This is a genomic window from Dyadobacter sp. HNCC25DJ185, from assembly GCF_056895195.1.
On the sequence record NZ_JBXHAR010000011.1, the window covers coordinates 224,772 to 251,338 of the forward strand.

Genomic DNA, 26,567 nt, shown 5'->3' on the forward strand with positions numbered 1-26,567 from the left:
CTTATTCAACTGCGGTTTGTTTAAAAAAGACAATGCAAAAACGCATTATCGATCCTGTTCCCAGCCGCCTCCAAGCGAACGGTAAAGCTCGATCAGGGCCAGGAATTGATTTCTTTTGACTTCCGTCAGCGTAAGTTCGGCATCCAGGACATTTCGCTGGGCGATGATCACTTCCAGATAGGAGGCATAGCCGGTCAGGAAAAGGTCTTTTGAAATCGACACGCCCTGCTGCAAAACCTCGACTTCGGTTGATTTTAGCCCAAGGATTTTTCTGGTGTTTTCAAGCCTTTTCAGGCTGGTGCTAACCTCCTGAAAGCCTGTGATAATGGTTTTGTTGTAGTTGAACAATGCTGCCTGACTTTCGGCTTCCGCTCTTTTTTGGTTTGCCTTCAAAGCTTTCCGGTTGATCAGTGGAGCAGCAAGTCCCGCGGCTGCGCCATAGGCCAGCGAAGCGGGCGCGAAGAGCAAGCTGCTTTTGAAAGCGTTGAAACCAAGCAGTGCGGTGATATTCAGCGATGGCAGAAACGCGAGCTGCGCCGATTGCTGGTCGGAGTAAAATGCCTGCAATTCCAGCCTGGCTTGCTGCACATCCGGTCTTCGTTTCAGCATCGTGGCAGGAATACCTGCGCTGATCCGGTCCGGGAAAGCCTGGTCGGTCAGCTTAATCCTTGAAATGGGCTGTGGAAAGCGGCCCAGCATCAGGTTCAGGCTGTTTTCAGCGGCAATGATCTTTTGCTGCGTTTCAACTTCCAGGCTTTGGGTATTTATTAATTGTGCAAGAAATTGCCGTACTGCCAGCTCATTTGCCCGTCCGCCTTCTTTTTGTATTTTAATCGTTTCAACGGCTGATTCCTGCAATACAATGTTTTTTCGGATGATAGCCAGCTCATTGTCCAGGGCCACCAACCGGTAATATTCGCTGGCGACCTGCGCAATCAGACCGGTAATGATGGTGTGTCTCCCTTTTTCAGAGGCTAGCAGTCGATTGTAAGCGGCTTTTTTTCTTGATTTTAGTTTACCCCAAATATCGATTTCCCAGGAACTCCTCAGGCCCACGAAATAATCAGGGAGGAATGGGGCGGGCAGTTTGCGGTCACTATTGAGGTTTTCCGAAAAATTAGTGTCATAATTCCCTACGCCGTCCATCGTATAATCCCCGAATTTTCTGCCGCCCCCGGATATCTCGGCGCCGACATTCGGTAGTAATGCGCCCTGGGCGAACTGCACACCGGAACGAGCCATTTCGATTCTTTGTGCAGCTATTTTCAGATCGGGATTATTTTGCAATGCCGTGTCAATCAATGCGCTCAACAAACTATCCGTGAAAAGGGATCTCCAGGCCAGGTGTCCAATTCCGGTAGAATCTGTTTCACCGGCAAAAGTTTCAGGCGTGCGTGTGGCAGCATGCCGAACTACCGGCTGGGTAAGTTTGCAGCCGGTAGTCAGCAAGAAAATACTGACAGAAAGCAGGGTTACAATTTTTTTGAAATGTCTCATTTGAATATTTTGAATAAAGCAGCCTTTCCCCGAAGTCCAGGCTGCTTTTGTAATAATCGATTAGTTCAGGCTTATTTCTTCTTCTTCCGTGACAGGTTGGATAACGGGTTTCCTTTTGGCGTTTCTGGCAAAAAGCACGTATAAGCCAGGGATAATGATAACCCCAAAGAGCGTCCCGATCAGCATCCCTCCGGCTGCAGCAGTTCCAATCGAACGGTTGCCCACGGCACCTGCCCCTGAGGCCATCACCAGCGGGATCAGTCCTGCGACGAAAGCGAAAGAAGTCATTAAAATCGGACGTAATCTTTCAGTGGCCCCTTCCAGTACGGCTTCGATCACGGAGCGGCCTTCCTTTTGGCGAATGATCGCGTACTCGACAATCAGGATCGCATTTTTTCCCAGCAAACCAATTAGCATGACCAGAGACACCTGAGCATAAATGTTGTTTTCCAGACCCAATAACTTCAATGCTAGAAATGCACCGAAAACACCGGTCGGAAGCGAGAGGATCACAGGTAAAGGCAGCAGAAAGCTTTCATATTGCGCTGCAAGAAGCAGATAAACGAAAATCAGACAGATACCGAAAATATAGATCGCCTGGTTGCCGGACAAGATCTCCTCGCGCGTCATCCCCGACCAATCATAGGTAAAGCCTCTGGGTAGACTGGTCGCCGCAATGCGCTCTACTGCGTTGATCGCGTCGCCGCTGCTGTATCCCGGTGCGGCATCGCCATTGATCATTGCAGAGGTGTACATATTGTACCTCGTCAGCAGCTCCGGCCCGTAAACCCGCTCCAATCGGATGAAGGTCGAAAACGGCACCATTTCCCCGCGGTTATTTTTTACATATAGTTTTAATATGTCTTCCGGGTTTCTGCGAAAACTCGGGTCGGCCTGCACCATTACCTTGTACATCTGGCCAAACCGGATAAAGTTGGAGGCGTAAAAACTCCCGATCAGGGTTTGCAGCGTGCTCATGGCAACATCGACCGACACCCCCTTTTTGGCGGCGATATCCGCATCGACATGGATCATATATTGCGGAAAGCTGGCGTCGAAACTGCTAAAGGCGAGTGAAATCTCTGGTGAGGCCATCAGGTCTTTTACAAATTGATTGGTGATTTCTGCCGTTTTCTGCAGATCATCACTTCCAGTGCGGTCTTGCACCCGCAGCTCGAATCCGCTGGAATTACCGAAACCCGGCACGGTCGGCGGCGGGAAGAACTGAATGTCGGCGTCGGTTATATACCTTGTTTTTGTTTGAAGCTCGGCAATAATATCCTTCACGGAGGCTTTTCTTTGGTCCCACGGTTTTAGATTGATCATCGCCATGCCGTAAGAAGACCCGGACGATTCGGTGATCAGGCTATAGCCCGACAATGTCGAGACAGACTCAACTGGTCCAAGGGATTGTGCTACCTTCTGGATCTCATCGAGTACAGCCTCTGTTCGCTCCACCGTGGAAGCTACCGGCGTAGTGACATTTACATTGATGACACCCTGGTCCTCCGTTGGAATAAAGCCCGTGGGTAAGACCGTGTTGATGCCATAAGTCCCGATGCAGAATGCAAGAAGGAGTCCGATTGTGATCACTCTCCTGCTCACAATAGCGGAGAGCAGTTTACGGTATCCTTTTGAAACCCCATCATAGCCGTTATTAAATCCTCTGAAAAAGCGGTCTAGCAGCGTATTTTTTGCCGGCTTTCCATGTGAATTTTTCAGCATCAAAGCGCAGAGCGCGGGTGTCAATGTCAAGGCATTGATACCGGAAATCACAATCGAGATAGCCAGGGTGATCGAGAACTGCCGGTAAAAAATCCCGACCGGACCGGACATAAACGCTACCGGAACAAATACGGCGGACATGACCAGTGTAATTGCGATAATTGCCCCACTCATTTCCTTCATCGCTTCCGTCGTAGCTTCCCTGGCATTTAGATGTTTCTCCGCCATTTTTGCGTGCACGGCTTCCACCACCACAATCGCATTATCGACGACGATACCAATGGCCAGCACCAGCGCAAAAAGGGTCAGGAGGTTGATTGAAAAGCCGAAAAGCTGCATAAATGCGAAGGTGCCGACCAATGCAACCGGTACCGCCAGCGCCGGTATAACCGTTGACCGGAAATCCTGAAGGAACAGATAAACAATAATGATTACCAGGATAAATGCCTCGATCAGGGTGCGTATGACTTCATGGATTGACGCATCCAGGAAACGCGAAACGTCATAGGAGACAAAGTAGTCCATGCCCGGCGGGAAACTGGTGGCTTTCAGCTCTGCTACTTTCGTCTTGATATTTTCGATAACCTCTTGTGCATTAGATCCCGGCCTCTGCTTGATCATGATGGATGCCGAGGGCTTGCCGTTAGACTTGGAAGCGACATCGTAATCAAGGGTCCCAAATTCTACATCCGCCACATCTTTCAGTTTCAGCATGGAACCGTCTGGATTCGAGCGCAGCACAATGTTTTCATATTGCGCCGGTTCGAAGAGTTTTCCGGTGTACTTTAAAACATATTGTAATGCCTGTACTTCACGTCCTGAGCTAACACCAGTTTTGCCCGGCGCAGCTACTACGTTCTGGCCGCGGATTGCTTGCACTACTTCATCGGCGGAGACATTGTAACTGTTCATACGGTCGGGTTTGAGCCAAACCCGCATGGAATAATCCTTGCTGCCCATGATCTGCGCCCGTCCGACGCCATCGATCCTTTTGAGTTCTTTCAGGACATTGATATCCGCAAAGTTGTAAACGAAATCTTCTGCCACCGACGAATCCGAGCTCATGATATCCAGGTACATCAGCATGCTGTTAACCTCCTTTTCGGTGGTCACCCCAGCCTTGATCACTTCCTCGGGAAGCTCGTCAATCACAGTTTGCACGCGGTTTTGCACATTCACGGCCGCCAGGTCAGGATCGACACCCACATTGAAGGAAATGGTGATGGTGGTAACCCCGTCATTGCCGGAAACCGATGTCATGTAAGTCATGCCGGGAACACCATTGATGGCTTTTTCCAAAGGCACGGCGACGGCGTCCACGCAAACTTCGGAATTGGCCCCCGTGTAGGTGGCGGTAACCACTACTGAAGGAGGTACGATATCGGGGAACTGGGACACCGGGAGATCAACGACAGCCAGTAGCCCCAGTAATGTGATAAAAATGGAGATCACCAGTGATAGTACCGGGCGCTCTATAAATTTTTGAAACATGATGTTAAGTTCAGGTTGAAGAAAATCCTATCGCACAGTCAAAGCAGCTTTGGCGGCAGGCACTTTGAAATGACCGGGAGCCGTTAATTTCGGCTTAATTGTAGCGCCGTCTTTCAGTCCCTGAAGTCCCTCACACACAATGGTTTCGCCTGGCTCCAAACCAGAGCTCACTACATAATATCCTGATAACCGGGATTGAGGCACGAAACTGCGCGTTTTGATCTTATTGTCCTTACCCAGTACGTATACGAAATTTTTATCCTGAATCTCGAATGCAGCTTTCTGGGGTATCAGGATCGCATTTTCAATGGTATTGGTCAGCCGTATCGTGCCGGTTGAACCATGTTTAAGCAGCTTTTGCGGGTTTGTAAAACGCGCCCTGAACGCGATGGAGCCGGTGCCTTCGTCGAATGCACCTTCCATGGTTTCGATGACGCCTTTTTGTTTGAAAAAAGAGCCGTCCGCAAGTTCCAGCTCTACGATGGCCTTTTCGTTGTGCGCTTTACCCCTTGTTTTTACATACTCGAGATATTCATTTTCGGAAACATTGAAGTAAGCGTATACGGACTTGGTATCGGAAATGGTAGTGAGCAGCGTCCCATCATTGATAAGGCTTCCCATCCGGTGCGGAATCCGGTCGATCATGCCATCAAAAGGCGCTTTGATCTCGGTCCTGGCCAGCTGAATGGCCGCATTGGATTTTTCGGAACGGGCTTCTTCAATCTTCGCATTGGCGGCGGCCAGTTTGGCGTCGGCCACTTCCACTTCCGTCTTCGAGATCACGTTTTTCTCTACCAGCAGCTTCACCCTTTTCAGTTCCAGCTCTGCGCCTTTTGCGTCGGCGATCGCATTCTGAAGATTGGCTTTTGCTTTGGCCAGCTGTGCCTCATATTCCTCATTGTTAATACGAAAAAGGACCTGACCTTTTCTCACTTCCTTCCCTTCATCTACATACACTTTTTCCAGGTAACCACGCACGCGGGCATATATCTCCACGTTGCGGACTGCCTGGATATCGGCTACGTACTCTCGGTGAAGGTCTGTCTTTGAGGGAGATAGTTGAAGAACCGGGATTGTCCGGATACTGTCTTGGGTATCGCTGAGACGTTCGCCGTTTGAAGTACAGCCATAACTAATGATACAAAGGGCCGACAGGGTCGCCCAAATTAGGTTTCTCATAAATTTTTGGAATAATGAATAAAAAGGAGGCGGGAATACACTGATCGCAGCAAGTGGAAACACAAGATGTACCGTAACGTATAATGTTACAGGTTAGCTGGTCTCCGCAAAATTTCAGCATGTCGAAAAGACTTGCGAAGATCACACGGACAGAGTACTACCGGGAAAGAAAAATGAGAAATGCTAAAAAGGGCAAAGACGGTGAAGAAAGCTGTAATAGCCGGGAAGATGCACGACCCGATCGGGACGTGAAGGTACAGAAACAGCAAATACATGGATAGCTCTCAATGCTGAGAGAGAAATGCCTGCAGGAATATATGCCGACAGTGTAGGAAAAGTGTAACTGGAATAGCTATGGCGGAGCAGCCTGGTCAAGTCTTCCTTCCACTTCGCTTTGTCTACACGAACGATTGGCCTGCTCTTTTGTACTAACTTCTTTATCCGTAAAAGTTCGAGTTGGGCCTCCGATGGCGCGGGACGAGGTACAAAATAGAAACGCTTAAACTTCGGCTTGGTTTTTCCGCTTTTGTGCTCAGCATACGACGCAGAAGCAACGAGATGAAAGATTAGCAGGAAGTATATAAAGGTTCTTTTTGCCATGATACTGATTTTATTCAGTCATTGAAAAATCATACTATCAAAAATGATGCGAATATGATTTTATGGGTGCGGGTAAAACTATCGGTAGCCAAACATAGGGGTTTTTGAGGTGAATTTCAAGTTTTCCTCTGTTAATGAATGTTAATCAAGGCGAAAGTCAGGAGGATTGAACAGCGCTTTTTGGCAGCATATGGCCGCAAATCTTGGTTTTATTATATGGTTTTCATGGGACCATTTTTCAAAACAACTTGCATCACGCATGCTTTTTGCCTTTGTAGTTTTTGCAGGGGCTGGCGCGATGTTTTACGGATTTTAGGACTAAAGAGTTGGTGTCCTGTTAAACCTCCCGGTCATTTTTTGATCCTATTTTCCTATTTCTTCAAAATACCCCGAATGACATCGCTCATTTGACTGGCTTATTTAAATCGTATCACCTCATGAAAATTTGCTATTTCATCACGTTCCTTTTACTCTTCCCATACACGCGAATAATTGCACAGGACGAAGTAACCCCGGGTTTGTCCATACGAGGCGTACTCGTTGAAACCGATAAACAACCCGTTCTTTTTGCTAATGTGGAACTTCATTCATCTCTGGATTCGTCGCTTATCGGCGGTGGGGTTTCTGATGAAACAGGTCATTTTTCCGTGTCAGCTGAACCTGGAAAATATTTCCTCAAAATATCCTATTTAGGCCTCAATGAGAAAATTGTTCCCAATATAGTCGTTGATAATCAGGATGTAAATATCGGACCTGTAACATTAGCCGCCGACGCAAAGCAATTAAAAGAACTCGTTGTGAGAGGGGAAAAAAGCCAGATGGAATTACAGCTCGACAAGCGTGTTTTTAATGTCGGTAAGGACCTGACCAATGTTGGCAGCAATGCTTCCGACATTCTGAACAACATGCCATCAGTAACCGTAGACGTGGACGGCAATGTAGCATTACGTGGAAGTGGGAACGTTCGGATTTTGATTGACGGAAAGCAATCAGGAATGGTCGGTATGAACCCTGCGGAAGCGCTCCGTCAAATCCCGGGCGACCTGATCGAAAGTATCGAGATCATTACCAACCCATCTTCCCGGTATGATGCAGAAGGAGAAGTAGGGATACTTAACATTGTCATGAAAAAAAATATCCGGTACGGTCTTAACGGATCTTTCACCGGCACGGCGGGGTATCCATCCAACTTTGGAGGATCTTTCAATATCAACTATCGGAAAAAGAAGGTAAACTTGATGGCCAGCTACGGTAATATATATCGAAATGGTCCTGGGCGCGGGACTTCCAGGCAGGTTTACAATAGCGCAGATACCAGTTTTGTATATGAGCAGGACAACAACAGGAGCAGGAGCGGCTATTCCAATAGTTTCATGGTTGGAATGGATTATTTTCTCAATAACCGCAATACGCTGACCGGAACATTGTCGTACAGAAAATCCCGAAATACGAATGATACAAGACTTGAATACCGCGACTTTGATTTCAATAACAATTTAACAAAAACTGTAATTCGTACGGAAAGGGAAAAAGAGCCCCGGAATAATCTGGAAGCTGCTTTGAATTATAACAAAACCTTTGAGCGAAAGGGACAAAGCCTGGCATTTACGGCCAAATATATCGTCAGTGACGAAACCGAGGCATCCAGGTTCAATGAGAGTACAATGGGGGAGCAGGCGGGCATCGTGCAGCGGTCATTCAACACCGAGGATGAAAAAAATATCCTTTTCCAGCTGGACTACATACAGCCTTTCGGAGCGAACGGTAAGCTGGAAACCGGGCTTAAAAGTTCGATCCGGCTGCTGGACAATGATTTCTCGGTGCATCAGCAGGATCAGGCGGGTGACTGGATTATTTTGCCCGATTTCGATAACCGGCTTGCCTATGACGAAAAAATCCATGCGGGTTATGTGATGGCAAGCAATCAGTTCGGAAAGTTTTTCGTACAGGCCGGATTGCGGGGTGAGTATTCTGATATTTTAACCGAACTTAAAAAGACAAAGCTGACCAACCACAGGAAATATTTCAACCTGTTTCCAAGCCTGCACATGTCTTACAAATTGCAGGATGCCCAAACATTGCAGCTCAGCTACAGTTACCGGCTGAGCCGCCCCGGCTTCCGGGACCTTTTGCCCTTCTCCAATTTCAGCGATTCACGTGTTTTCAGAGCGGGGAACCCGCTTCTGAACCCTGAATATACCCACTCATTTGAGGCCGGGCATTTGCTGAATATGGAAAAAGGGACATTGTTGTCCAGCATTTATTACCGGCACCGTCTTGGCGTGGTCGAACATATCACTTCCGTAGATTCCACCGGATTTACGAGGATAACGCCAATCAATTTATCGACGGGCGATTCCTATGGATTTGAGTTTAACCTAACGTATGACCCATTCGCATGGTGGAAATGGACTGCCAACGCAAATATATTCAGGGCGATCAATGAGGGGGTTTATCAGGACAAAGTGCTCAGTAGTGATACTTATTCCTGGACAAGCCGGGTGTCTTCCAAAATCACAGTTTTTAACAATGTGGATTTCCAGTCATCGGTTAACTACCGTGCGCCGAGGAAAACGACCCAGGGCCGCGACCTTGCGCAATATTCTATCGACCTGGGGCTTTCCAGGGACATACTGAACGGTCGTGGCACTGTGACGGCCAGCGTGAGGGACTTGCTCAATACCCGAAAACAGCGCCGGATTGTCGAAAGCGCAGGATACTATTCCAAATCCGAGTTCCAATGGAGGGCACGGCAGTTTCTGGTTACTTTTTCTTACCGGCTCAACAGGTCCAAGGAAAGGGAGCGAGGAAATGACGGGGATTCAGGGGATGAAAGTTGAGTCCTGCTTCTTAGCCATCATGTTTAATAATCAATGTTCAATTTCAAATTCATCAACTAAAAACCGCAAATGAAAAGCGAATCAATTTCTGTAAAAGGCTGTCAAAAGCTAGTCTTGTCGGTATGCTTGATCCTTGCCCTGGCTGCAACATCTTGTTCCCGAAAGCTTGTTTTCAAGGACTCTGCTATTGTTCCCGCAGCGCAGGGAAGTGTAAAAGTTAAAAAAGATAAAAATGACAATTATGCCGTCGACCTCTCGATTCGTCACCTGTCACCGCCGGAAAGGCTGGTGGAATCAAGGAACACATATGTCTTGTGGGCGGACACAGAAAACAATGGGATCAAGAATCTGGGGCAGTTAAAAAGCAAACATGGCATTTTTTCGAAAGGGTTAAAAAGTGATCTGGAAACAGTTACCATCTTCGAACCCCGGGACTTTTTCATCACGGCTGAACGCGCTGCGGATATCCCTTATCCGGAAGGGCAGGTTGTGCTGACGACACATTAGGCACAGCTGACATTGAACAACAAATGAATCATCCAATAAACTAAACACAATCAATCATGAAACGAAGCCTTAAAAGTTTTACGGGATTTTCACTCGGCGCGACCGATGGGGAAATAGGAGAAGTAGAGGAGCTTTATTTTGACGACGATACCTGGACAGTCCGTTATCTGGTCGTGAAGACGGGCGGCTGGCTGTCGGGCAGAAAGGTACTGATTTCAACGGAGGCACTTTTGGAACCGGTGTGGGGAAACGGGGTGTTCCCTACGAATCTCTCGCTCGAGCAGATCAAGAAAAGCCCCGATATTGACACTGATAAACCTGTTTCCCGCCAGGAAGAAATGAAACTTTACAGCCATTTTCCCTGGCACATCTATTGGGGTCCGGGAACGGGCTCCATGGGAAGTCTTATGCCTTTGTCCGAATCGGTTAAAGCCGCCCTTGAAGAAGAAAGGGAGAAAAAAGGATTGCTGCCTGACGAGCATCTGCGCAGCACCGACAAGGTAAAAGGATACCAGATCCATGCTACGGACGGAGAGCTTGGCCAGGTTGTCGATTACATTGTTAATACCGAAGGCTGGAAAATAGAATTTTTAGTGGTTGAAACAGGCGGCTGGTTTTCGGGGAAAAAAATACTAATGTCGCCCGCCTGGATTTCGGAAATTATTTGGTCCACATCAAAAGTAAGTGTAAATGTTACGGTAGATTCGGTTAAAAATAGTCCGCCTTACGATCCTGCCGAACCGGTAAATGAGGTCTACGAGACCAATCTTCGGGATTACTACGGCAGACTCGTACTTTAAATGAGTAAACTTTTAGTGATTACTAAATATCCGTAGAATGGCCAACTCTCCCATTGACCAAATTTTAAAACCCGTGAGCAGGTTTATCCACCAGGAATTCACCGGCGGAATCATTCTGTTTGTTTGCGTTATCATAGCCATCATTTGGGTGAATTCACCCTGGGGAGAATCCTATCATCACCTTTGGGAGATGAGGTTGATGGTGGGATTTTCCGGATATGTGTTCAACCAGCCTCTACATATCTGGATTAACGATGGGCTGATGGCCATTTTCTTTTTTGTGATCGGGCTGGAATTGAAAAGGGAGTTTATGGCAGGGGAGTTGTCCAGCCTCAAAAAAGCTTTGTTACCCATGATGGCGGCACTGGGTGGGATGCTGGTTCCTGCGCTTATTTATTTTATACTGAACCGTGGTTTGGATTCGCAGGGAGGATGGGGAATACCGATGGCAACCGATATTGCTTTTGCTCTGGCCCTACTGTCGATGGCCGGGAATCATATCCCTGGTTCGGTGAAAGTATTTCTTTCAGCCCTGGCCGTTGCCGACGATTTGGGTGCAGTGTTGGTCATTGCATTCTTTTATACAGCGCACATCGCATTTGTACCGCTGGTGATTGCCGGCATTCTGCTCGCAGTACTGATGATCGGGAACCTGATGGGGGTGAGGGGGATTCTCTTTTACCTGATTATCGGCATCGCGGTTTGGGCAGGATTTCTTTTCTCAGGTGTACATGCCACGATCGCCGGGGTACTGGTCGCATTCACGATGCCTGCCCGAACGAAGATCAATGAAAAGGACTATGTTCGAAATATCCGGGAATATACAACCGACTTTGAAAAGGCGATCCCGCAAAACGGGTCGCTCACCACAAGCGAACAGCATCTGACCATCGAAAAGATCAAGCGGATCAGCATGGACGCCGAAACACCGCTGCAAAAAGTGGAATATTCATTGCACCCCTGGGTCGCCTTTGTGATCATGCCTTTGTTTGCCCTTTCCAATGCCGTTATGGATATCGGTTCCGACTTTTTTTCTTCGCTGATGAACCCTGTCAGCGCAGGTGTAGCTTTCGGACTGCTGATAGGAAAGTTTATAGGAGTCTTGGGGTTCACATGGCTTATGGTGCGAACCAGGTTTTCGGACCTGCCCGACCGTGCCACGTGGGCACATATCGTCGGTGTTGCCATGCTGGCCGGAGTAGGGTTTACGATGTCTCTTTTCATTACGGGCCTGGCTTTTGACCATGCGGAGATGATCGATCAATCAAAATATGGTATATTGCTTGCCTCACTAATTGCCGGGATATCGGGCATCACCTTCCTGAAAACGATCCAATCCTGATTTTACATGGGCATCAATAACATCCTCAAAAGGTTTGACATTTCTACAGAGCGGGAGGATTACGCTGTCATTCATGACATTGTAGAGAGTGGCATTGAATTTCGCGGTACCAATCTTTGGATCCTTATTTTCGCCATCTTCATCGCATCCGTCGGCCTGAATGTCAATTCTACCGCAGTTATCATTGGCGCCATGCTGATCTCGCCGTTGATGGGGCCGATTTTGGGTATGGGTTACAGTATCGCAACGTACGATTTTGCCCTATTTAAAAAGGCATTTGTCAACTATCTGTTTGCCGTTATAGCAGGACTGCTCACTTCGGCCGCCTATTTTTTTGTCACGCCCATCTACCAGGCACATTCGGAACTGCTGGCGCGTACACAGCCAAGTATTTATGATGTAATTATCGCCCTGATCGGCGGTTTGGCCGGGATTGTAGCCATTTCGAGTAAAAACAAGGGAAATGTAATACCGGGTGTAGCCATCGCCACAGCACTGATGCCACCTTTGTGTACAGCAGGTTATGGGCTGGCTACCGGGAATTGGGGCTTTCTTTTTGGTGCGATGTATCTGCTGGCGATCAATACGGTGTTTATCGGTAGCGCAACGCTGATTGCAGTCCGCTTACTTCGCTATCCGATCCGCAATTCGGCAGATGAAGACCAGAAACGAATGGCAAACCGCTGGGTTACCTTCATTGTTCTTGTTACCACCATACCCAGTATATATTATGGATATCTGCTGGTGCAGAAGGAAACGTTCATCCAAAATGCCAATAATTTTATTGCAAATGAAGGCTATATCGAAGGGGACTATCTTTTAAAAAATGAACTGGATCCCGCTAAAAGAGAGATCAAGCTTATTTATGGCGGGAAAACAATCGATGAGCCGGAAAAAAAGCGACTATTAAAAAGGAAGAACATATACGGGCTTCACAAAGCTACATTGGTCATTCAACAGGGCTTTTCTATCAGCGATGTGACAAAAGATCTGACGCAGGCAGAGCGGTACCAAGCTGAGATTAACCGCCTCAAGTCAGAACTGAGTCTTAATATCCGGAAACAGGACAGTGTCGCTACAATAAAAAAAACCGGCAGCCCGCTTTACAGGGAAATGAAGCCACTGTTTCCCGAGGTAAGTTATTGTTCGGCCGACAGACAGATTTTCTATACGGATTCCAGCCGAACGAAATATTATACAGTCGTGGTACTGGGTAGCAAAAATCCCAGGAAAACCACCCGGGACATTTCCCGCATCAATAATTGGCTAAAAGTCCGGCTGAAAAGCGATTCTATAAAACTATATGTCGAAAAATCGACTTTTTAGCTAAAAAACGGGGCATAACATTTCAACGGGAGGGATGCGTTTGTCTCTCTGCCTCATTTTTTGTACCTTGTGGTTAATATCAGCTATCACGCTTCGGCAAATTCGTAGGACCTGTACAGGCTTGGTATCAACTGCAATATCCGCCCGGGCGTTTTGCCCAACATCACGATCAGCGAGAACCTGATCAACTCAATCTGGATTTTGTGCCCTTTATTCCACCCAGACGTGGTGTGAATCCTTTGTTCCATGTCAGATCGCTCTGGATCTGCAAAAGCTAATCATAATGAGTAACTTTCCTAACACTCTCTTTCTCGGCAATACCGTTATGTCCTGGCTCATTGCCATTTCAATTCTCGCAGCTTTATTCATTCTAATACGATTTTTCAGGTCCATAGTCATTTTAAGGGCAAAAGCCTGGTCTCTGAAAACCGCTACGACCTGGGACAATTATCTGGTCGATATGATTGAGAAATCAGTTGTGCCGGCCTTTTACATAGGTAGCGTGTACTTTGTATTATCAACTCTGGTACTTCCAGGCCAGGTCAGCATTATTGCGCACATTGTATTTCTGGTAGCCATCACTTTTTTTGTATTACGGATTCTAAGTTCAGCTTTTCGAAAGTTTGTTTTCTCTTTTATTCGAACGCAGGAAAACAGTGAAGCCAAGGAAAAGCAGGCCAGTGGTCTGATCCTGATCGTCAATATCGTGATCTGGATTTTTGGGATCATCTTTATGATCGATAACCTGGGCTATAATGTAACTTCGCTCATCGCGGGACTTGGTATAGGTGGTATAGCAATCGCTCTGGCAGCGCAGACCATTCTTGGGGATCTTTTCAGCTATTTTGTAATCTTTTTCGACCGGCCATTTGAAATCGGGGATTTTATTGTCATAGAAGACAAATCGGGTGTGGTGGAATACATCGGGATCAAAACAACACGTATCAGGACATTGGGCGGCGAACAACTTGTTTGCTCTAATACGGACCTTACCAATTCCCGGCTACATAACTACAAAAGGTTGCAGAAAAGAAGGATTTTGTTCAACCTGGGGGTGACTTATCAAACCTCCCACGAACTGCTCTCGGAAATTCCTGGCATCATCAGAGCAATTATTCAGTCTAAACCCTATATCACTTTCGATCGGGCGCATTTTTCAGGATATGGTGATTTTAGTCTGAATTTTGAGATAGTCTATTACGTTCTCGACGCTGACTATAATTTTTATATGGACAAGCAGCAGGCCATTTACCTTGACATATTCCAGGCTTTTGAAGAACGGGGCATCGAGTTTGCTTATCCAACGCAGACTTTGATGATGCAGCTGGAGAATGCGCATATCAAGTAAAACCCGTATTTTGCCGTAAATCAAACCAACGCGCCTCCATGGAATTATTTGTACTTTTTTCGATCCTGATCTCACTGGCTGCCCTGTTCTCGTACATCAATGTCCGGGTTTTCAAGTTGCCCTCGGGGATAAGCCTGATGTTGATGGGGACAGTTGCAGCATTGGGGGTGATCGCACTAGGTCATTTTTCCAGCGGGTTTGCTACTGTGGTGGAAAACGAACTGAAGCTGATTGATTTTTCGGAGTTTCTTCTGGGGATCCTACTCAGCTTTCTTCTTTTTGCCGGTTCACTGCATGTCAGCCTGGATGATCTGAAGAAGTCGGCAAAAAGCATTGCGAGTTTTGCCGTGGTCGGAACGGTACTTTCGACTTTTATTGTAGGGTATGGTTTTCATTACCTGATGCTACTTTTCGACAAGCCGGTGCCGATCGTTTTTTGTCTACTGCTCGGAGCACTCATTTCGCCTACCGACCCCATTGCCGTCATGGGTATTTTAAAAAAAGCAAACTTGTCAAAAACGGTCGAGACCAATATTGTCGGCGAGTCGCTTTTTAATGACGGCATCGGCGTGGTGATCTTTGCAACGCTCTTACAGATCGCATCGGTGGGCATTGAAAATTTTGGCGCTGCCGACATCAGTCTGTTGTTTCTTCAGGAGGCTGTGGGAGGCGTCATGGCCGGGGCCGCGATAGGTTTTGTCGGTTACCGTCTGATGAAGTCGATCGACCATTTCCAAACTGAGATCCTGATTTCCCTGGCGATGGTCATGGGAGGATATTCATTGTGCCATTATCTGCATGTATCTGGTCCATTGGCAATGGTTGTAGCGGGTATCATGACTGGAAACAGAGGTAAAGCGCTGGCGATGAGCGATGTGACGAGAGATTACCTGGGCAAATTCTGGGAGGTTACCGATGAGATCCTGAACGCCATACTGTTCATGTTGATTGGCTTGGAAATCGTTGTGGTCTCTTTTGAGGTTAGTTACGTGGTTATTGGGCTGGTTACGGCAATCATGATCGTCGTGGCGCGGTATGTCACCCTTTATTTTACTGCAACCGTCTTCAGATTTATCAGGCAACTCGGGCCAGGAACACTGAAAATCATGACCTGGGGTGGCCTGCGCGGTGGAATTTCTATTGCATTGGCGCTGTCGCTTCCGCCTGACCCATACAAGAATATCATTGTATCGGTCACTTTTGTGATCGTTCTTTTCTCGATCCTTGTGCAGGGCTTTACGATAGAGCCACTGATCCGAAAGCTGACGGAAAAAGCAAAATAGAGTCCCGTTAATGTCATGCTATTCTTTTTCCATACGATCAAGAATCGCCTTCATCTGAGCAATTTCCTTTTTCTGGGATTCAATAATGCCATCAGCAAGCTTCCTTACTTCCGGATCTTTAATATCGGCCGCGCTGCTCGTCATGATGGCCGAGGAATGATGGGGTATCATGGCCTTCATGTATTGCTCGTCTCCGATGGGTATCTGATTTCGCAACAAAGCCAAGGCTGAAATAAAGATCAGGATACTCCCCACATAAATGGCGGTATTGCTTTTTTTGTCAGGATACATCCCTGGCATAAAAAGCAACATGGTCAGCGCCATCGGTGAGATCATCAGCAGGGTCATGTAAAAGCGGGTAAGGCTTAGATAGATATGGTCTACGCTGTCTACATTAAGAAACATCACTGCATACATGATCACGAATGAAACCGAGAGCATGGCAAAGAACTTTGGATAGTTATTGTTTTTCATAATGGCCGGAGTTTTGTTCGCCTGAAGAATTAAATATTACAGTCAACAATCAAATCTGAATCGCCGACCCTCTAAAAATGGAGAGCTTTTAAGGCTCCTTTTCATGCTATAAGCGTTTGATAAACTGTTTGTCTACTGCCTAAGTTGTCTTTATCAAATAAACAATCAAAAGAAGACTGATCAAAAAGATGGAAACGGTCATTAATTTGATCAATAGGGTCGAGTGATAATACTGGCCGCTTTCGAGCAACTTTTTGGTATTCAGGTAGCGGATGTATGCAAACAATGTTATAAAAGCACCCAGCCCAACCAGCAAAATACCAATCACAGGTGAATAGCCGGTACTTGGAACTTCTGCTTTATGTCCAAGAACCGCCGTGATCTGCCTTACAAACAAGGAGAATTTTACGACCACAAAGCCAAATCCCATAATGCCGATACTCGTTCGGATCCAGGCCAGAAAAGTCCGTTCATTGGCCAGATGGTCGCCCGCATTGTTCATATCGATGCCCCGTTTTTCATATCGTCACGTGGATTAATGATGATTTTGTCGCCTTGGCGCAGCGCACCGAAGACTTCTGTTACATCATCCGATTGCATTCCTTTCCGCACGTCAACAAATTCCGCTTTCCCCGCGTTCGCCCTGATCACATACTGACCTTCCGTGGAAGTGACAATCGCCGAGCTGGGCACAGTGAGCGAGCCCTGGCTACCATCCGGCTCAAAAACCACCTCTGCAAACATGCCGGGCTTGATAGCAGAAGAAGTATTGTTTACGTCAATTTCTAAGGTTTCCGACCGGAATTTTTCGTTCATGTTACCGGAGCGGCGGGTAATTTTTCCTTTAAATTCCTTTCCGGGCATCGCATTGACCGTGAATGTCACTTCCTTTCCCTGCTTCAAACCAACGCTGTACGTTTCGGGCACATCTACCACCAACCGAAGCCGGTTTTGCTGCTGCAGCATCAGCATCGGGCCTTGTAGACGCACGCCGGAACCAACCAGCGCACCCGGATGCACATTCCGCTCAGTGATCACACCATCAAAAGGCGCACGGACAACCAGGTAAGATTTAATTTTGGTCAAGGCGCCAAAGTTGGCCTGCTCGCCCATCGCCGCGGCACTGTCGGCCATCATTTTAGCATGGGCACTTTCCAGGTCGAGCGCAGATACCGAGCCCCGGATACTGCTGCTGGCTTTGAGCCTCTTATAATGCTCCTGACTGGCAACCAGCATTGCTTTAGCTTTTAGATAATTGGAGCGAGCTGCTACCAATTGTTCCTCGGTTTCCGGCGCTTCGAGCACCATCAGTACCTGTCCGGTATGCACATTGCTGCCGCGGTCGACGAGCACTTTTTGCACAAAACCGTCAGCCTTGGGATAAATGCTGACTTCCTGAAAAGCTTTGAATTCTCCGGGTAACTGCACATGCTGACCGACTTTCTGCGTACTGACCTCTCCGTATTTGACAACCCTGGCAGCATTGACCGCGCTTTTCTTACTGGTCTTAGTTTCGGCCGATTCCGAGGAGGAACAACCGCTGAGCATGCCAAGCCCGATGAAGAAGGCCAGGCAATTATATGATATGTTTTTCATAGGAAGTTTGGTCTGAGCTGGCAGTAACATGTAAATCGGAAGAATTTAAAATGGTATCGTCGCCTGGTAACAATGACGGATCTTTATAAGCTGTTTTATTTTGTAAAAACACATACACCTGTGGCACGATGTACAGGGCGGCGAGCGTCGAGGCGATCAGTCCGCCAATCACTGCACGGCCTAGCGGGGCCACCTGCTCCCCGGCTTCTCCGGTCCCTAATGCCATCGGTACCATACCCGCAACCATGGCAAAGCTGGTCATCAAAACCGGCCTGAGCCTTAAACTTGCGCTTTCCAATGCGGCTTTCCGCACATCACGGTATTCCCAACGCAGCCTTTCAGCATTGGTTACGATGAGGATGGCATTGGCCACGGAAATCCCGGTTGACATAATGATACCCATATAAGATTGCAGGTTTAGTGTGCTGCCCGTCAGCAGCAAAAGGGAAATTGAACCCACGATCACGGCGGGCACCGTCGAAAGAATAACCAGGGAAAGTTTGAAGGATTGATAATTAGCTGCCAATAGCAGAAAAATAACGACAATGGCGATGCCAAGTCCGAGCTGCAAGCTGTCCAGCGTCTCGGTCAGCAGTGACGACATCCCTTTAACCTGCGTAACCAGTCCCTTCGGCGTTTCCCCTAATCCGGCAATTACTTTTTCCACCGAGCGGGTTGCGGTTCCTAAATCCTGGTGGTGAATGTTAGCTGAAACCGTCACGAACCTTCGCGGCCCGATCCGCGCGTATTCTCCCGGAAGCGTGTCCAATGAAAAGGTCGCCACATCTCCCAGCACAGGACGTGCCTGGCCTGCCACCAGTGGGATTTCCTGCAATTGCGCCAGGTTGCGCATCGCATATTCCGGGATCTGGACTTGCACCTGATAGGTATAAGCCGCCTTTTGGTCCAGCCACTGGTTTTTCTCCGTGTACCGGCTGGACGAAGTGGATGCGGTGATCGACCGGGCCGTTTGTTGCAAGCTCAATCCCATCGTAGCCAGCTTCTGCCGGTCGAGTTTAATGTCAATAACAGGAAATTTGAGCGGCTGAATGATTCGGACATCGCGCAGGTGATCTTGTTGCGCAAGTCCTTTGACCAATTTGTTGGCATAACCTTCAATTTCTTTCATATCCCGGCCTGCTACCTGCACTTCAATAGGTGTAAATGCGCCGCCACTCATGAGCTTTTCGGTCAGGTCGGCGGGTTCAAAGGATAAGGTGATGTCAGGCATTTGCTCCGAAACCAATTCACGGATATGTTCTTTCAAATCCTGCATATTGGTTTTGTATTCCGGGTCGAGGCCGACTTTAATCACCGCATCGTTTGGGCCGCTGGTACTTACATATAAGTTGGAAGTCGCATAGTTAGTTGGGACTACGCCGACGTAGGCGGATGAAATAGCCAGGTGATTATCGGATGCCTGGTCAACCAGCGCCAGTAGTTCGCTTACTTTTTCTTCCGTTCTTTCAAGCCGTGTACCGTCGGGCATTTTCATGCGGATCACCATTTGTCCGCTATTGAGCTGAGGAAGCATATCTTTCCCGATCCAGACAAACCCTCCCGCAGCCAGCGCAAAAATGACAATCAGGTAAATCCAAACCATCAGTTTGTTACTTTTTACCAGCCTTTGATTTTGGCCCATAAAGCCATTCCGAACTTTGTCAAAAAACGTAACCTTCGTTTCTGTTTGAGGTGTTTCACCATGCTGATGATCTTTCAGCATCCAGTTGGCCAGGACTGGCACCAAGCTTTGAGCAAGAAAATAAGAGATTGTCATCGCAAATCCGATCGAGAGCGAAAGCGGCAGGAACATGGCCCTGGGCACGCCCGACATAATAAATGAGGGGGCAAAAACGGCTATGATACAAAGCAGGATCAGCAGCAGCGGAAGGGCAACTTCCTTACAGGCATCGTAGATCGCCTGCTTTTTGGGCTTGCCCATTTCCAAATGCTGGTGAATATTCTCAATCGTCACCGTCGCCTGATCTACCAGTACGCCGATGGCCAGCGCCAAGCCCGACAGGGTCATGATGTTGATTGTCTGACCAGCCAGGCTCAGCATCAGCACTGCGGCAATGATAGAGACAGGGATGGTGATGATAACGATGAGGGAAGAGCGCCAGTCGCCCAGAAAAAGCAGCACCATCAGTCCTGTAAGGATCGCGCCAAGTCCTCCTTCAAACAGCAGGCTTTTGACAGAATTAATTACAAAAACAGATTGGTCGAATTCATAATTGACCTGGATATCATCGGGCAACAGGCTACGCATTTCAGGCAGTTTTGCTTTTAATGCGGTGACGACATCCCACGTAGAGGCATCAGCAGTTTTTACAACCGGAATATAGGAAGAGCGGTTCCCGTTGACCAAAGCATATCCGGCTGTTACGTCCGAACCATCTGTCACCGTGCCCAAATCCCGCAAAAAAACCGTCCGGTGCCCGTCATTGACCACGGCAATCTGACCGAAATCAGACACCTTTTCTTCCAGTGAATTCAGTGTGGTAATGTAAGATTTATTGCCAATCCGGATATTTCCGGAGGGAGTCATCGCATTATTGGCTGCGAGCGCTTCTACGACTTCATCGGGAGAAATGTTCAGGCTGCGTACTTTCTGGGGATCAAGGTTAATGACAATCGTGCGGGAATTGGTCCCGATCGGCGGCGGGGCCGTAAGACCAGGAACTGTTGAAAACAAAGGCCTGATCCGGGTGACGGCCAGCTCGTGAATTTCCTTTAATGCGCGTGTTTTACTGCTAAAAACCAAATCGCCAATGGGAACTGAGGAAGCATCGTAACGTACTACCTGGGGAGGCAATGCGCCGGGAGGGAAGAATTTCATGGCGCGGTTAACTTGGATCGCGACTTCCGCCGCCGCCTGCGCCATATCGCTGCCTTCGTAAAATGAAAGTTTTACGACCGTCAACCCCTGGACACTTTTGCTGGAAATCTCTTTAATCCCGCCAATGTAGAGGAACTGGTCCTGCATACGGGTCGCGAAAAAACCCTCCATCTGAGCAGGCGACATCCCGCCGTACGGCTCGATCACGTAGATCACAGGCGAATTAAGCCGGGGGAAAATGTCGATCGGGATCCGGGTAGCCGACATGATCGAAAAGACAACAAGCCCTGCAATGAGCACCATCACGGATACAGGACGTTTTAATGAGGCAGATAGCATATTAGATCGGGTTACTGTCGTCTGAAAAGGGCAAAAAATGGGTCGAAATTGCTGGTTGCGTAGGCTTTCTGCAGGCGGACTTCCACAGCCCTGCGCTGGACATCGATCACCTGTTTTTCGACCCGGGTCAATAGTTGCAATGCATCGGTAATGCCCAGGATGTTTTCAATGCCGTTGTTGTAAAGTGACATGCGCTGCTGATAGGCCAGGTTCGCAGAGCGCAAGGTGACAGGCAATTCCTGCAACGATAGCCTGATCGAGGACATCACCGAATCTGCCATGGTCAATGTGTTTTGAAGTTGCAGCTGCTCCACATTCAAGAGACTGGCTGCTTCCCGGATGCGCCACTGCTGCTGTGTGGAGCGGGTTTTCGCCCTTTTGAAATCAGTTAGATTGACCGTCGCTGCAATGCCCAGCAGAAAGTTGCTGCGGCTGTAACCCAATCCCTGCCCGATTGGGCCAAAATTATTATCGATATCCAGGCTTGTGCCCCTGGCCCACACCGAAGTGAGAAGCGAAATCCTGGGAAGCGCCGATTTACGGATCATTTCAATCTCTGCATTTTGGCGGGTCAATAGTTTATTGCGGTATTTCAGCAGCGGATGATCACTCAGTATGGTCGCTGTCACCGGCTCACCAAGGAGTAGCGCCGCATTAAATGTAGTGTCAATCAACAACCCGGTTGCCGGCCGGCCGGTTAATGTCGCCAGCTGAACATTGGCTTTTCGGTATTCTTCCTGCATTTGGTAGTAGGCCAACTTGGCCCGCGACAGTTCCACCGAAGCCAGCGAGGAATCGAGTCCCGGGCGGATCCCGTTTTGCACCAGGTTGTTGATCACCCGCCGGACGGTATCGACACGTGCCAGGTTTTGCTGCTCGATTTTAAGGCTTTGACTGAGCCAGACCAAATCCAGGTAAGTTTTGATCACAGCTTGCCTGAGCGCAAACTGTTCCCGTTCCAGCCCGGCCTCGCCGACTGCGATATCGGCCTGGGCCAGCTTGTTTTCAGCCCCAAAACGCCCGAAATTGTAAACTTCCCAATCTGCGGTAGCCAGCGCAATATTGCCCGAAGCCAGGTCACTGGAATTTTCGGGCCTTCTGCCGCCAGATGTCGGCACGATAAGCCCCATCGAAAAATAGGATCCCGAAAGTCCGTTGGCGGTACCCAAATTCACCTGGTCATGCAGGCGGACATTGGGAAGCCGGTTGTCATGCAAAACCTGTAAGTTGGCCCGTAAAGCTTCCAGGGCAGACCGCTGTGCCGCCAGCGTGGGATAATGGTTGATGGTCGCCTCCACGGCACCTTCCATGCTCAGGGGTTGCGCCGCTGCCGGCAAGTTCCGGTAAAGGATGATAAAAATGAAAAGGGTCAGGAATAGGATGCGGTTCATGGTTTTGCTCATCTTTGGCGCTGATGACGGCAGTCGCTTTTGCTCAGCATCAAAATAAGCAGGCACCTGATTAGAAGGTACTGAGAAGGTTATTAGAATTTGGTGAGAAGGCCGCTTTTTTGAGTCGGTTTTGACATTGATCCTTAATTTTACCAAAAGAAAAAGCGCACAGAAACGACCATGAATGTTCTCGTTGTTGAAGATGATCTCGAACTGACCCAATTCATCCAAAAAGGGTTACAATCCGAAGGGGTCACCGTTTCCGTGGCTTTCGACGGGGTGATCGGTCGGAGTATGGTCAATGAAAACATGTTCGACGTGGTGGTGCTGGATGTCAATTTGCCCGGTCTGAACGGTTACGATTTGTGCCGGTTTATCAAACAAAACTGGCCCGCTGTGCCCGTGATCATGCTTACTGCGCTGGGTAGCCTGGACAATAAGGTGCTGGGTTTTGAAGCCGGGGCCGACGATTATTTATCCAAGCCTTTTGCATTCAAAGAGCTCATGTTCCGCCTCCGTGCACTGGCCCGCAGGCACCCTTCCCGAGCGCCCCGGCCGAAACGCTTGCTGCTGCTGGACCTGGAAATTGAAACGGACTCACACCGCGTATGGCGCGGCGGTGAAAGGATTGAGCTCACAGCGCGCGAATATGCGCTTCTGGAATATTTTATGCTCAATCAGGGCAAGGTGATCAACCGGGTGGACTTGCTGGAAAATGTCTGGGACGTACATTTCAACACCAATACCAATGTGGTGGATGTGTATGTGAATTATCTGCGCCGGAAAATCGATAAAACAGAGCCTCGCCTGCTTCACACGGTTTTTGGAGTGGGATATTTACTGGGTGCTGAGCCATGAGCATCAAGCAGCGGATCAGCATTGGATTTGGATTACTGGTAGCCACGTTGCTGCTGCTGTTTTCCATTTTTATATATCAAACCTACGAATCGTACCGCCAGTCGCTGATGCGTACCCGCTTGCAGCGCAGGGCATTGGCCGGACAACTTTACTTTCAGAACCGCCTGGAATTTCACCGTTCCAACTACCTGACGCTTCCCGACCAACACGAATGTATCATCGATAGTCAAAACAAGATTATTTACGAATCCACCGGAAAGAAAGACCATAAGCTCACCCCGGCATTACTTCGCGAAGCGCGGGAAAAAGAGGTTTATTTTGAATACGAGGCAAAAACCTGGAAACGACCCAAGGAAGGACTCGCACTATCATTCGATATCAAAGGCAACAAATATGTTTCGGTGGTTACTGCTTACGATGTGAGCGGCATCCAGGCCAGCGAGAGCCTGCTGTTTATCCTGGCCACCGGCAATGTAATCCTGCTTTTAATTGTCTCCCTGGCCAGCTTTTGGTTTGCCCGGAGTGCCATGCGGCCATTCGACGGATTGATCCGTCAGATGAACCCTGCGGCTGTAAACGATTTTTCATTTCGCCTGACAGGCAGTTCGCGGCGCGACGAAGCGGCCTACCTGGCCAGCTCGTTTAACGAACTTCTGAGCCGCTTGCAGGGGTTGGCCCTCAGTCAGGAACATTTTGTTTCTTACGCTTCCCATGAAATCCGCACGCCGCTGACGGTTGTAAAAGGCATCCTCGAAACGTCGCTGGCTTACGATAAAAACCTGCCCGATATCAAACAAAGCGTTGAAAAAGCACTGGTCAGGTTGGAAGGTGCTATTGATCTGGCTAATTCGCTTTTGCGTTTGGCAGAGATAGAAGGGCTACAATCTGATCGCTTAAAAGAAGATATTAACATTGTAGATACCGTGCTGGATACGATCAGTTATTTTGGAGAAAAGTATCCGGGGCAGCAGATCAACTTTTTACTGACCGACAATTTTACCGAGCACAGTTCAGGTATCCGCATTGTGGGAAATGTTACGTTGCTCAGAACTGCCCTGATAAATATTCTTGACAACGCCAGCAAATACTCCGGTCAAAGACCCATCGGGCTGTCGGTGGATTACGAGCTTTCGTGGGTCATTGTCAAAATCCAGGATCAGGGCGTCGGTATCCCCAGTGAACAGCTAAATGATATATTCCTTCCAATGATGCGGGCCGGTAATGTGAGGGGCATGCCTGGGTTTGGATTAGGCTTAACATTGGCAAAAAAAATTGTCGATCTGCACGGCGGGCAGCTGCATGTGAAATCTAAAAACAATGCAGGTACGACGATGGAGGTGAAGCTACCGGCGTTACCATTGGAGGGGTAGGTCGAAACATTTTTTTCAATAGCGCTGCGACCATCGGCACAGCGGAGGGGTTTTGGCCATATTTGAGCGAATTTGAAATACTAACTGCTATCGGCAAATATAGTCTTATCCGGGGTTTTCACCGGAACATTGCAAGCTGATAAGGCTAATTTGAAGGTTAATCGCTTTATTTGGGATTGGCCATATAAAGTTTTAACAGCAATCGATATTTCAAAATAAATGGAGCAAGTTGTCAATTTTGTAAATGATATTATTTGGAGCAATGCGCTGATAGGTTTGTGTCTGGCAACCGGCATTTATTTTTCTTTTGTCACCCGTTTTTTGCAGGTACGCTACATCAAAGATATGGTGGCCCTGTTGTTTGGCGGGAAAGCTTCCGAGGTCGGCGTTTCGTCATTTCAGGCATTTGCGATCGCCATTTCGGGCCGGGTGGGCACAGGTAATATCGCCGGGGTGGCCACCGCCATTGCAATGGGCGGCCCCGGCGCGGTTTTCTGGATGTGGGCGATCGCATTCCTGGGCGCAGCTTCGGCCTACGTGGAAGCGACGCTAGGGCAGATTTACAAAACCGTGCAGGACGGCCAATATCGCGGAGGCCCTGCTTACTATATCGAAAAAGGTTTGGGGATCAAATGGTACGCCAATCTTTTTGCATTCGCGACCATCCTCAGCACCGCGGTTTTTTTGCCTGGCGTGCAAAGCAACAGCATTGCCACAAGCGCTTTTAGTGCTTTTGAAATTCCTGTCGAAATCACGGGAGCAACCATTACTATTCTATTGGGCTTGATCATTTTCGGTGGCGTGAAGCGTATTGGAAAGGTGGCCGAATTCGTAGTTCCTTTCATGGCGGGGGCCTATATCTTGATGGCCCTGGTGGTTATTGCGCTAAATATCAAAGAAGTGCCATCGGTATTCGCGCTTATTTTCCGCTCCGCATTCGATCTGGAACCTGCATTTGGAGGCATTTTCGGAATGGCTGTATTGTGGGGTGTAAAAAGAGGTGTCTATTCTAACGAGGCCGGGCAGGGCACTGCCCCTCATGCGGCCGCAGCGGCCGAAACCAGCCATCCCGCCAAACAGGGATTGGTGCAGGCATTTTCGGTGTATGTGGATACGCTTTTTGTTTGCACCGCTACTGCGCTGATGATCCTTTTTACCGGTCAATATAATGTGGCCAACCCGGCTGGTGGTTTCCTGGTCGAGCACTTGCCGGGCGCGGCGATGGGATCTGCTTTTACCCAGGCTGCCATTAATGTGCATTTCCCTTCTCTGGGCAGCGGGTTTGTGGCGGTTGCACTGTTATTTTTCGCGTTTACAACCGTGATGGCCTACTATTATATCGCCGAGACCAATCTTAGTTATCTTCTCAAAGGAAAGGATTCAAAGGTTTTTCTATGGGGATTGCGGTTACTGATCATGGCGGCAACATTTTACGGGTCCATTAAAACAGCCGAGCTCGCCTGGACAGTGGGCGATATCGGAGTCGGGCTCATGGCTTGGCTGAACATTGTCGCCATCCTACTGCTACGCAAACCGGCTTTGCTTGCATTAAAAGATTATCAGAAACAAAAGGACGAAGGCAAAGACCCGGTGTTCCGTCCTGAGGAACTTGGGATTAAGAATACGGAAGAGTGGACGGAAATCTATCCTTAGAAATACCTTTGAGATGGACTAAGCAAGCCGTTAATGTGATTCGATTTCCTTTCTGATTTTGCTAAAACATTCGGGAGTGATTCCATTATAAGACGCGATGACCGCCTAT

The 26,567-nt window shown here is 48.3% G+C and carries 20 protein-coding genes; 10 read left to right on the top strand and 10 right to left on the bottom strand.

What is annotated here, in order from left to right:
* Positions 1 to 45: 45 nt before the first annotated feature.
* The 4 genes from AC1XUF_RS27640 to AC1XUF_RS27655 form a co-directional block, all read right to left on the bottom strand.
* Entirely contained in the window at positions 46 to 1,497 is a 1,452-nt protein-coding gene (locus AC1XUF_RS27640) for a TolC family protein (protein WP_483345100.1), read from the bottom strand.
* A gap of 60 nt (positions 1,498 to 1,557) precedes the next feature.
* Positions 1,558 to 4,713, bottom strand: a complete 3,156-nt coding sequence (locus tag AC1XUF_RS27645) for an efflux RND transporter permease subunit (protein WP_483345101.1) — start codon at positions 4,711 to 4,713, stop codon at positions 1,558 to 1,560.
* Between the two features lie 27 nt (positions 4,714 to 4,740).
* Entirely contained in the window at positions 4,741 to 5,892 is a 1,152-nt protein-coding gene (locus tag AC1XUF_RS27650; RefSeq protein ID WP_483345102.1) for an efflux RND transporter periplasmic adaptor subunit, read from the bottom strand.
* Positions 5,893 to 6,075: 183 nt separating this feature from the next.
* Positions 6,076 to 6,492, bottom strand: coding sequence for a hypothetical protein (locus AC1XUF_RS27655; RefSeq protein ID WP_483345103.1), 417 nt, complete (start codon positions 6,490 to 6,492; stop codon positions 6,076 to 6,078).
* 437 nt (positions 6,493 to 6,929) lie between these two features.
* Here AC1XUF_RS27655 and AC1XUF_RS27660 point away from each other — a divergent pair, with 437 nt between their 5' ends.
* The 5 genes from AC1XUF_RS27660 to AC1XUF_RS27680 all read left to right on the top strand — a co-directional run bounded on the left by AC1XUF_RS27660 (position 6,930) and on the right by AC1XUF_RS27680 (position 13,307).
* Positions 6,930 to 9,332, top strand: a complete 2,403-nt coding sequence (locus AC1XUF_RS27660; RefSeq protein WP_483345104.1) for a TonB-dependent receptor domain-containing protein — start codon at positions 6,930 to 6,932, stop codon at positions 9,330 to 9,332.
* Between the two features lie 69 nt (positions 9,333 to 9,401).
* The gene (locus AC1XUF_RS27665; RefSeq protein ID WP_483345105.1) at positions 9,402 to 9,839 is read left to right on the top strand and encodes a hypothetical protein; all 438 of its coding nucleotides are present in this window, start codon (positions 9,402 to 9,404) and stop codon (positions 9,837 to 9,839) included.
* A 56-nt stretch (positions 9,840 to 9,895) separates the two neighbouring features.
* Positions 9,896 to 10,639 (top strand): PRC-barrel domain-containing protein, encoded by a 744-nt coding sequence (locus tag AC1XUF_RS27670; RefSeq protein ID WP_483345106.1) that lies wholly within the window; start codon positions 9,896 to 9,898, stop codon positions 10,637 to 10,639.
* A 37-nt stretch (positions 10,640 to 10,676) separates the two neighbouring features.
* A complete protein-coding gene (gene nhaA, locus AC1XUF_RS27675) occupies positions 10,677 to 11,981 on the top strand; it encodes a Na+/H+ antiporter NhaA (RefSeq protein WP_483345107.1) in 1,305 nt (434 codons plus the stop codon).
* Between the two features lie 6 nt (positions 11,982 to 11,987).
* Positions 11,988 to 13,307, top strand: a complete 1,320-nt coding sequence (locus tag AC1XUF_RS27680; RefSeq protein WP_483345108.1) for a DUF389 domain-containing protein — start codon at positions 11,988 to 11,990, stop codon at positions 13,305 to 13,307.
* 86 nt (positions 13,308 to 13,393) lie between these two features.
* Here the strand turns inward: AC1XUF_RS27680 and AC1XUF_RS27685 are convergent, their stop codons facing one another.
* Positions 13,394 to 13,555, bottom strand: coding sequence for a hypothetical protein (locus tag AC1XUF_RS27685; RefSeq protein WP_483345109.1), 162 nt, complete (start codon positions 13,553 to 13,555; stop codon positions 13,394 to 13,396).
* A 35-nt stretch (positions 13,556 to 13,590) separates the two neighbouring features.
* Here AC1XUF_RS27685 and AC1XUF_RS27690 point away from each other — a divergent pair, with 35 nt between their 5' ends.
* Both AC1XUF_RS27690 and AC1XUF_RS27695 read left to right on the top strand, forming a co-directional pair.
* The gene (locus AC1XUF_RS27690) at positions 13,591 to 14,655 is read left to right on the top strand and encodes a mechanosensitive ion channel family protein (RefSeq protein ID WP_483345110.1); all 1,065 of its coding nucleotides are present in this window, start codon (positions 13,591 to 13,593) and stop codon (positions 14,653 to 14,655) included.
* 38 nt (positions 14,656 to 14,693) lie between these two features.
* Entirely contained in the window at positions 14,694 to 15,938 is a 1,245-nt protein-coding gene (locus tag AC1XUF_RS27695; protein ID WP_483345111.1) for a cation:proton antiporter, read from the top strand.
* 18 nt (positions 15,939 to 15,956) lie between these two features.
* On the opposite strand, the gene AC1XUF_RS27700 is transcribed toward AC1XUF_RS27695, so the two are convergent.
* The 5 genes from AC1XUF_RS27700 to AC1XUF_RS27720 all read right to left on the bottom strand — a co-directional run bounded on the left by AC1XUF_RS27700 (position 15,957) and on the right by AC1XUF_RS27720 (position 22,577).
* Positions 15,957 to 16,412, bottom strand: coding sequence for a DUF305 domain-containing protein (locus AC1XUF_RS27700; RefSeq protein ID WP_483345112.1), 456 nt, complete (start codon positions 16,410 to 16,412; stop codon positions 15,957 to 15,959).
* 139 nt (positions 16,413 to 16,551) lie between these two features.
* The gene (locus AC1XUF_RS27705) at positions 16,552 to 16,914 is read right to left on the bottom strand and encodes a YidH family protein (RefSeq protein ID WP_483345113.1); all 363 of its coding nucleotides are present in this window, start codon (positions 16,912 to 16,914) and stop codon (positions 16,552 to 16,554) included.
* Positions 16,911 to 18,008 (bottom strand): efflux RND transporter periplasmic adaptor subunit, encoded by a 1,098-nt coding sequence (locus AC1XUF_RS27710; protein WP_483345114.1) that lies wholly within the window; start codon positions 18,006 to 18,008, stop codon positions 16,911 to 16,913. The genes AC1XUF_RS27705 and AC1XUF_RS27710 overlap by 4 nt, the downstream gene beginning before the upstream one ends.
* Complete coding sequence (locus AC1XUF_RS27715; RefSeq protein WP_483345115.1) at positions 17,989 to 21,186, bottom strand: efflux RND transporter permease subunit; 3,198 nt, start codon at positions 21,184 to 21,186, stop codon at positions 17,989 to 17,991. The genes AC1XUF_RS27710 and AC1XUF_RS27715 overlap by 20 nt, the downstream gene beginning before the upstream one ends.
* A gap of 11 nt (positions 21,187 to 21,197) precedes the next feature.
* The gene (locus AC1XUF_RS27720) at positions 21,198 to 22,577 is read right to left on the bottom strand and encodes a TolC family protein (protein WP_483345116.1); all 1,380 of its coding nucleotides are present in this window, start codon (positions 22,575 to 22,577) and stop codon (positions 21,198 to 21,200) included.
* 180 nt (positions 22,578 to 22,757) lie between these two features.
* Between AC1XUF_RS27720 and AC1XUF_RS27725 the strand changes: the two genes are divergently transcribed.
* The 3 genes from AC1XUF_RS27725 (at position 22,758) to AC1XUF_RS27735 (ending at position 26,458) form a co-directional block, all read left to right on the top strand.
* On the top strand, positions 22,758 to 23,435 hold the full coding sequence (locus AC1XUF_RS27725) for a response regulator transcription factor (RefSeq protein WP_483345117.1): 678 nt from the start codon (positions 22,758 to 22,760) through the stop codon (positions 23,433 to 23,435).
* Entirely contained in the window at positions 23,432 to 24,805 is a 1,374-nt protein-coding gene (locus tag AC1XUF_RS27730; RefSeq protein WP_483345118.1) for a sensor histidine kinase, read from the top strand. Before AC1XUF_RS27725 ends, AC1XUF_RS27730 begins: the two co-directional genes overlap by 4 nt.
* A gap of 219 nt (positions 24,806 to 25,024) precedes the next feature.
* Positions 25,025 to 26,458, top strand: coding sequence for an alanine/glycine:cation symporter family protein (locus AC1XUF_RS27735; RefSeq protein WP_483345119.1), 1,434 nt, complete (start codon positions 25,025 to 25,027; stop codon positions 26,456 to 26,458).
* The last annotated feature ends 109 nt before the right edge of the window (positions 26,459 to 26,567 follow it).

Coding starts and splice junctions, on each gene's coding strand:
- AC1XUF_RS27640 (WP_483345100.1), bottom strand. CDS start 1,497: ATGAGACATTTCAAAAAAATTGTAACCCTGCTTTCTGTCAGTATTTTC.
- AC1XUF_RS27695 (WP_483345111.1), top strand. CDS start 14,694: ATGGAATTATTTGTACTTTTTTCGATCCTGATCTCACTGGCTGCCCTG.
- AC1XUF_RS27680 (WP_483345108.1), top strand. CDS start 11,988: ATGGGCATCAATAACATCCTCAAAAGGTTTGACATTTCTACAGAGCGG.
- AC1XUF_RS27690 (WP_483345110.1), top strand. CDS start 13,591: ATGAGTAACTTTCCTAACACTCTCTTTCTCGGCAATACCGTTATGTCC.
- AC1XUF_RS27735 (WP_483345119.1), top strand. CDS start 25,025: ATGGAGCAAGTTGTCAATTTTGTAAATGATATTATTTGGAGCAATGCG.
- AC1XUF_RS27700 (WP_483345112.1), bottom strand. CDS start 16,412: ATGAAAAACAATAACTATCCAAAGTTCTTTGCCATGCTCTCGGTTTCA.
- AC1XUF_RS27645 (WP_483345101.1), bottom strand. CDS start 4,713: ATGTTTCAAAAATTTATAGAGCGCCCGGTACTATCACTGGTGATCTCC.
- AC1XUF_RS27660 (WP_483345104.1), top strand. CDS start 6,930: ATGAAAATTTGCTATTTCATCACGTTCCTTTTACTCTTCCCATACACG.
- AC1XUF_RS27720 (WP_483345116.1), bottom strand. CDS start 22,577: ATGAACCGCATCCTATTCCTGACCCTTTTCATTTTTATCATCCTTTAC.
- AC1XUF_RS27670 (WP_483345106.1), top strand. CDS start 9,896: ATGAAACGAAGCCTTAAAAGTTTTACGGGATTTTCACTCGGCGCGACC.
- AC1XUF_RS27650 (WP_483345102.1), bottom strand. CDS start 5,892: ATGAGAAACCTAATTTGGGCGACCCTGTCGGCCCTTTGTATCATTAGT.
- AC1XUF_RS27725 (WP_483345117.1), top strand. CDS start 22,758: ATGAATGTTCTCGTTGTTGAAGATGATCTCGAACTGACCCAATTCATC.
- AC1XUF_RS27730 (WP_483345118.1), top strand. CDS start 23,432: ATGAGCATCAAGCAGCGGATCAGCATTGGATTTGGATTACTGGTAGCC.
- AC1XUF_RS27715 (WP_483345115.1), bottom strand. CDS start 21,186: ATGCTATCTGCCTCATTAAAACGTCCTGTATCCGTGATGGTGCTCATT.
- AC1XUF_RS27655 (WP_483345103.1), bottom strand. CDS start 6,492: ATGGCAAAAAGAACCTTTATATACTTCCTGCTAATCTTTCATCTCGTT.
- nhaA (WP_483345107.1), top strand. CDS start 10,677: ATGGCCAACTCTCCCATTGACCAAATTTTAAAACCCGTGAGCAGGTTT.
- AC1XUF_RS27685 (WP_483345109.1), bottom strand. CDS start 13,555: ATGGAACAAAGGATTCACACCACGTCTGGGTGGAATAAAGGGCACAAA.
- AC1XUF_RS27705 (WP_483345113.1), bottom strand. CDS start 16,914: ATGAACAATGCGGGCGACCATCTGGCCAATGAACGGACTTTTCTGGCC.
- AC1XUF_RS27710 (WP_483345114.1), bottom strand. CDS start 18,008: ATGAAAAACATATCATATAATTGCCTGGCCTTCTTCATCGGGCTTGGC.
- AC1XUF_RS27665 (WP_483345105.1), top strand. CDS start 9,402: ATGAAAAGCGAATCAATTTCTGTAAAAGGCTGTCAAAAGCTAGTCTTG.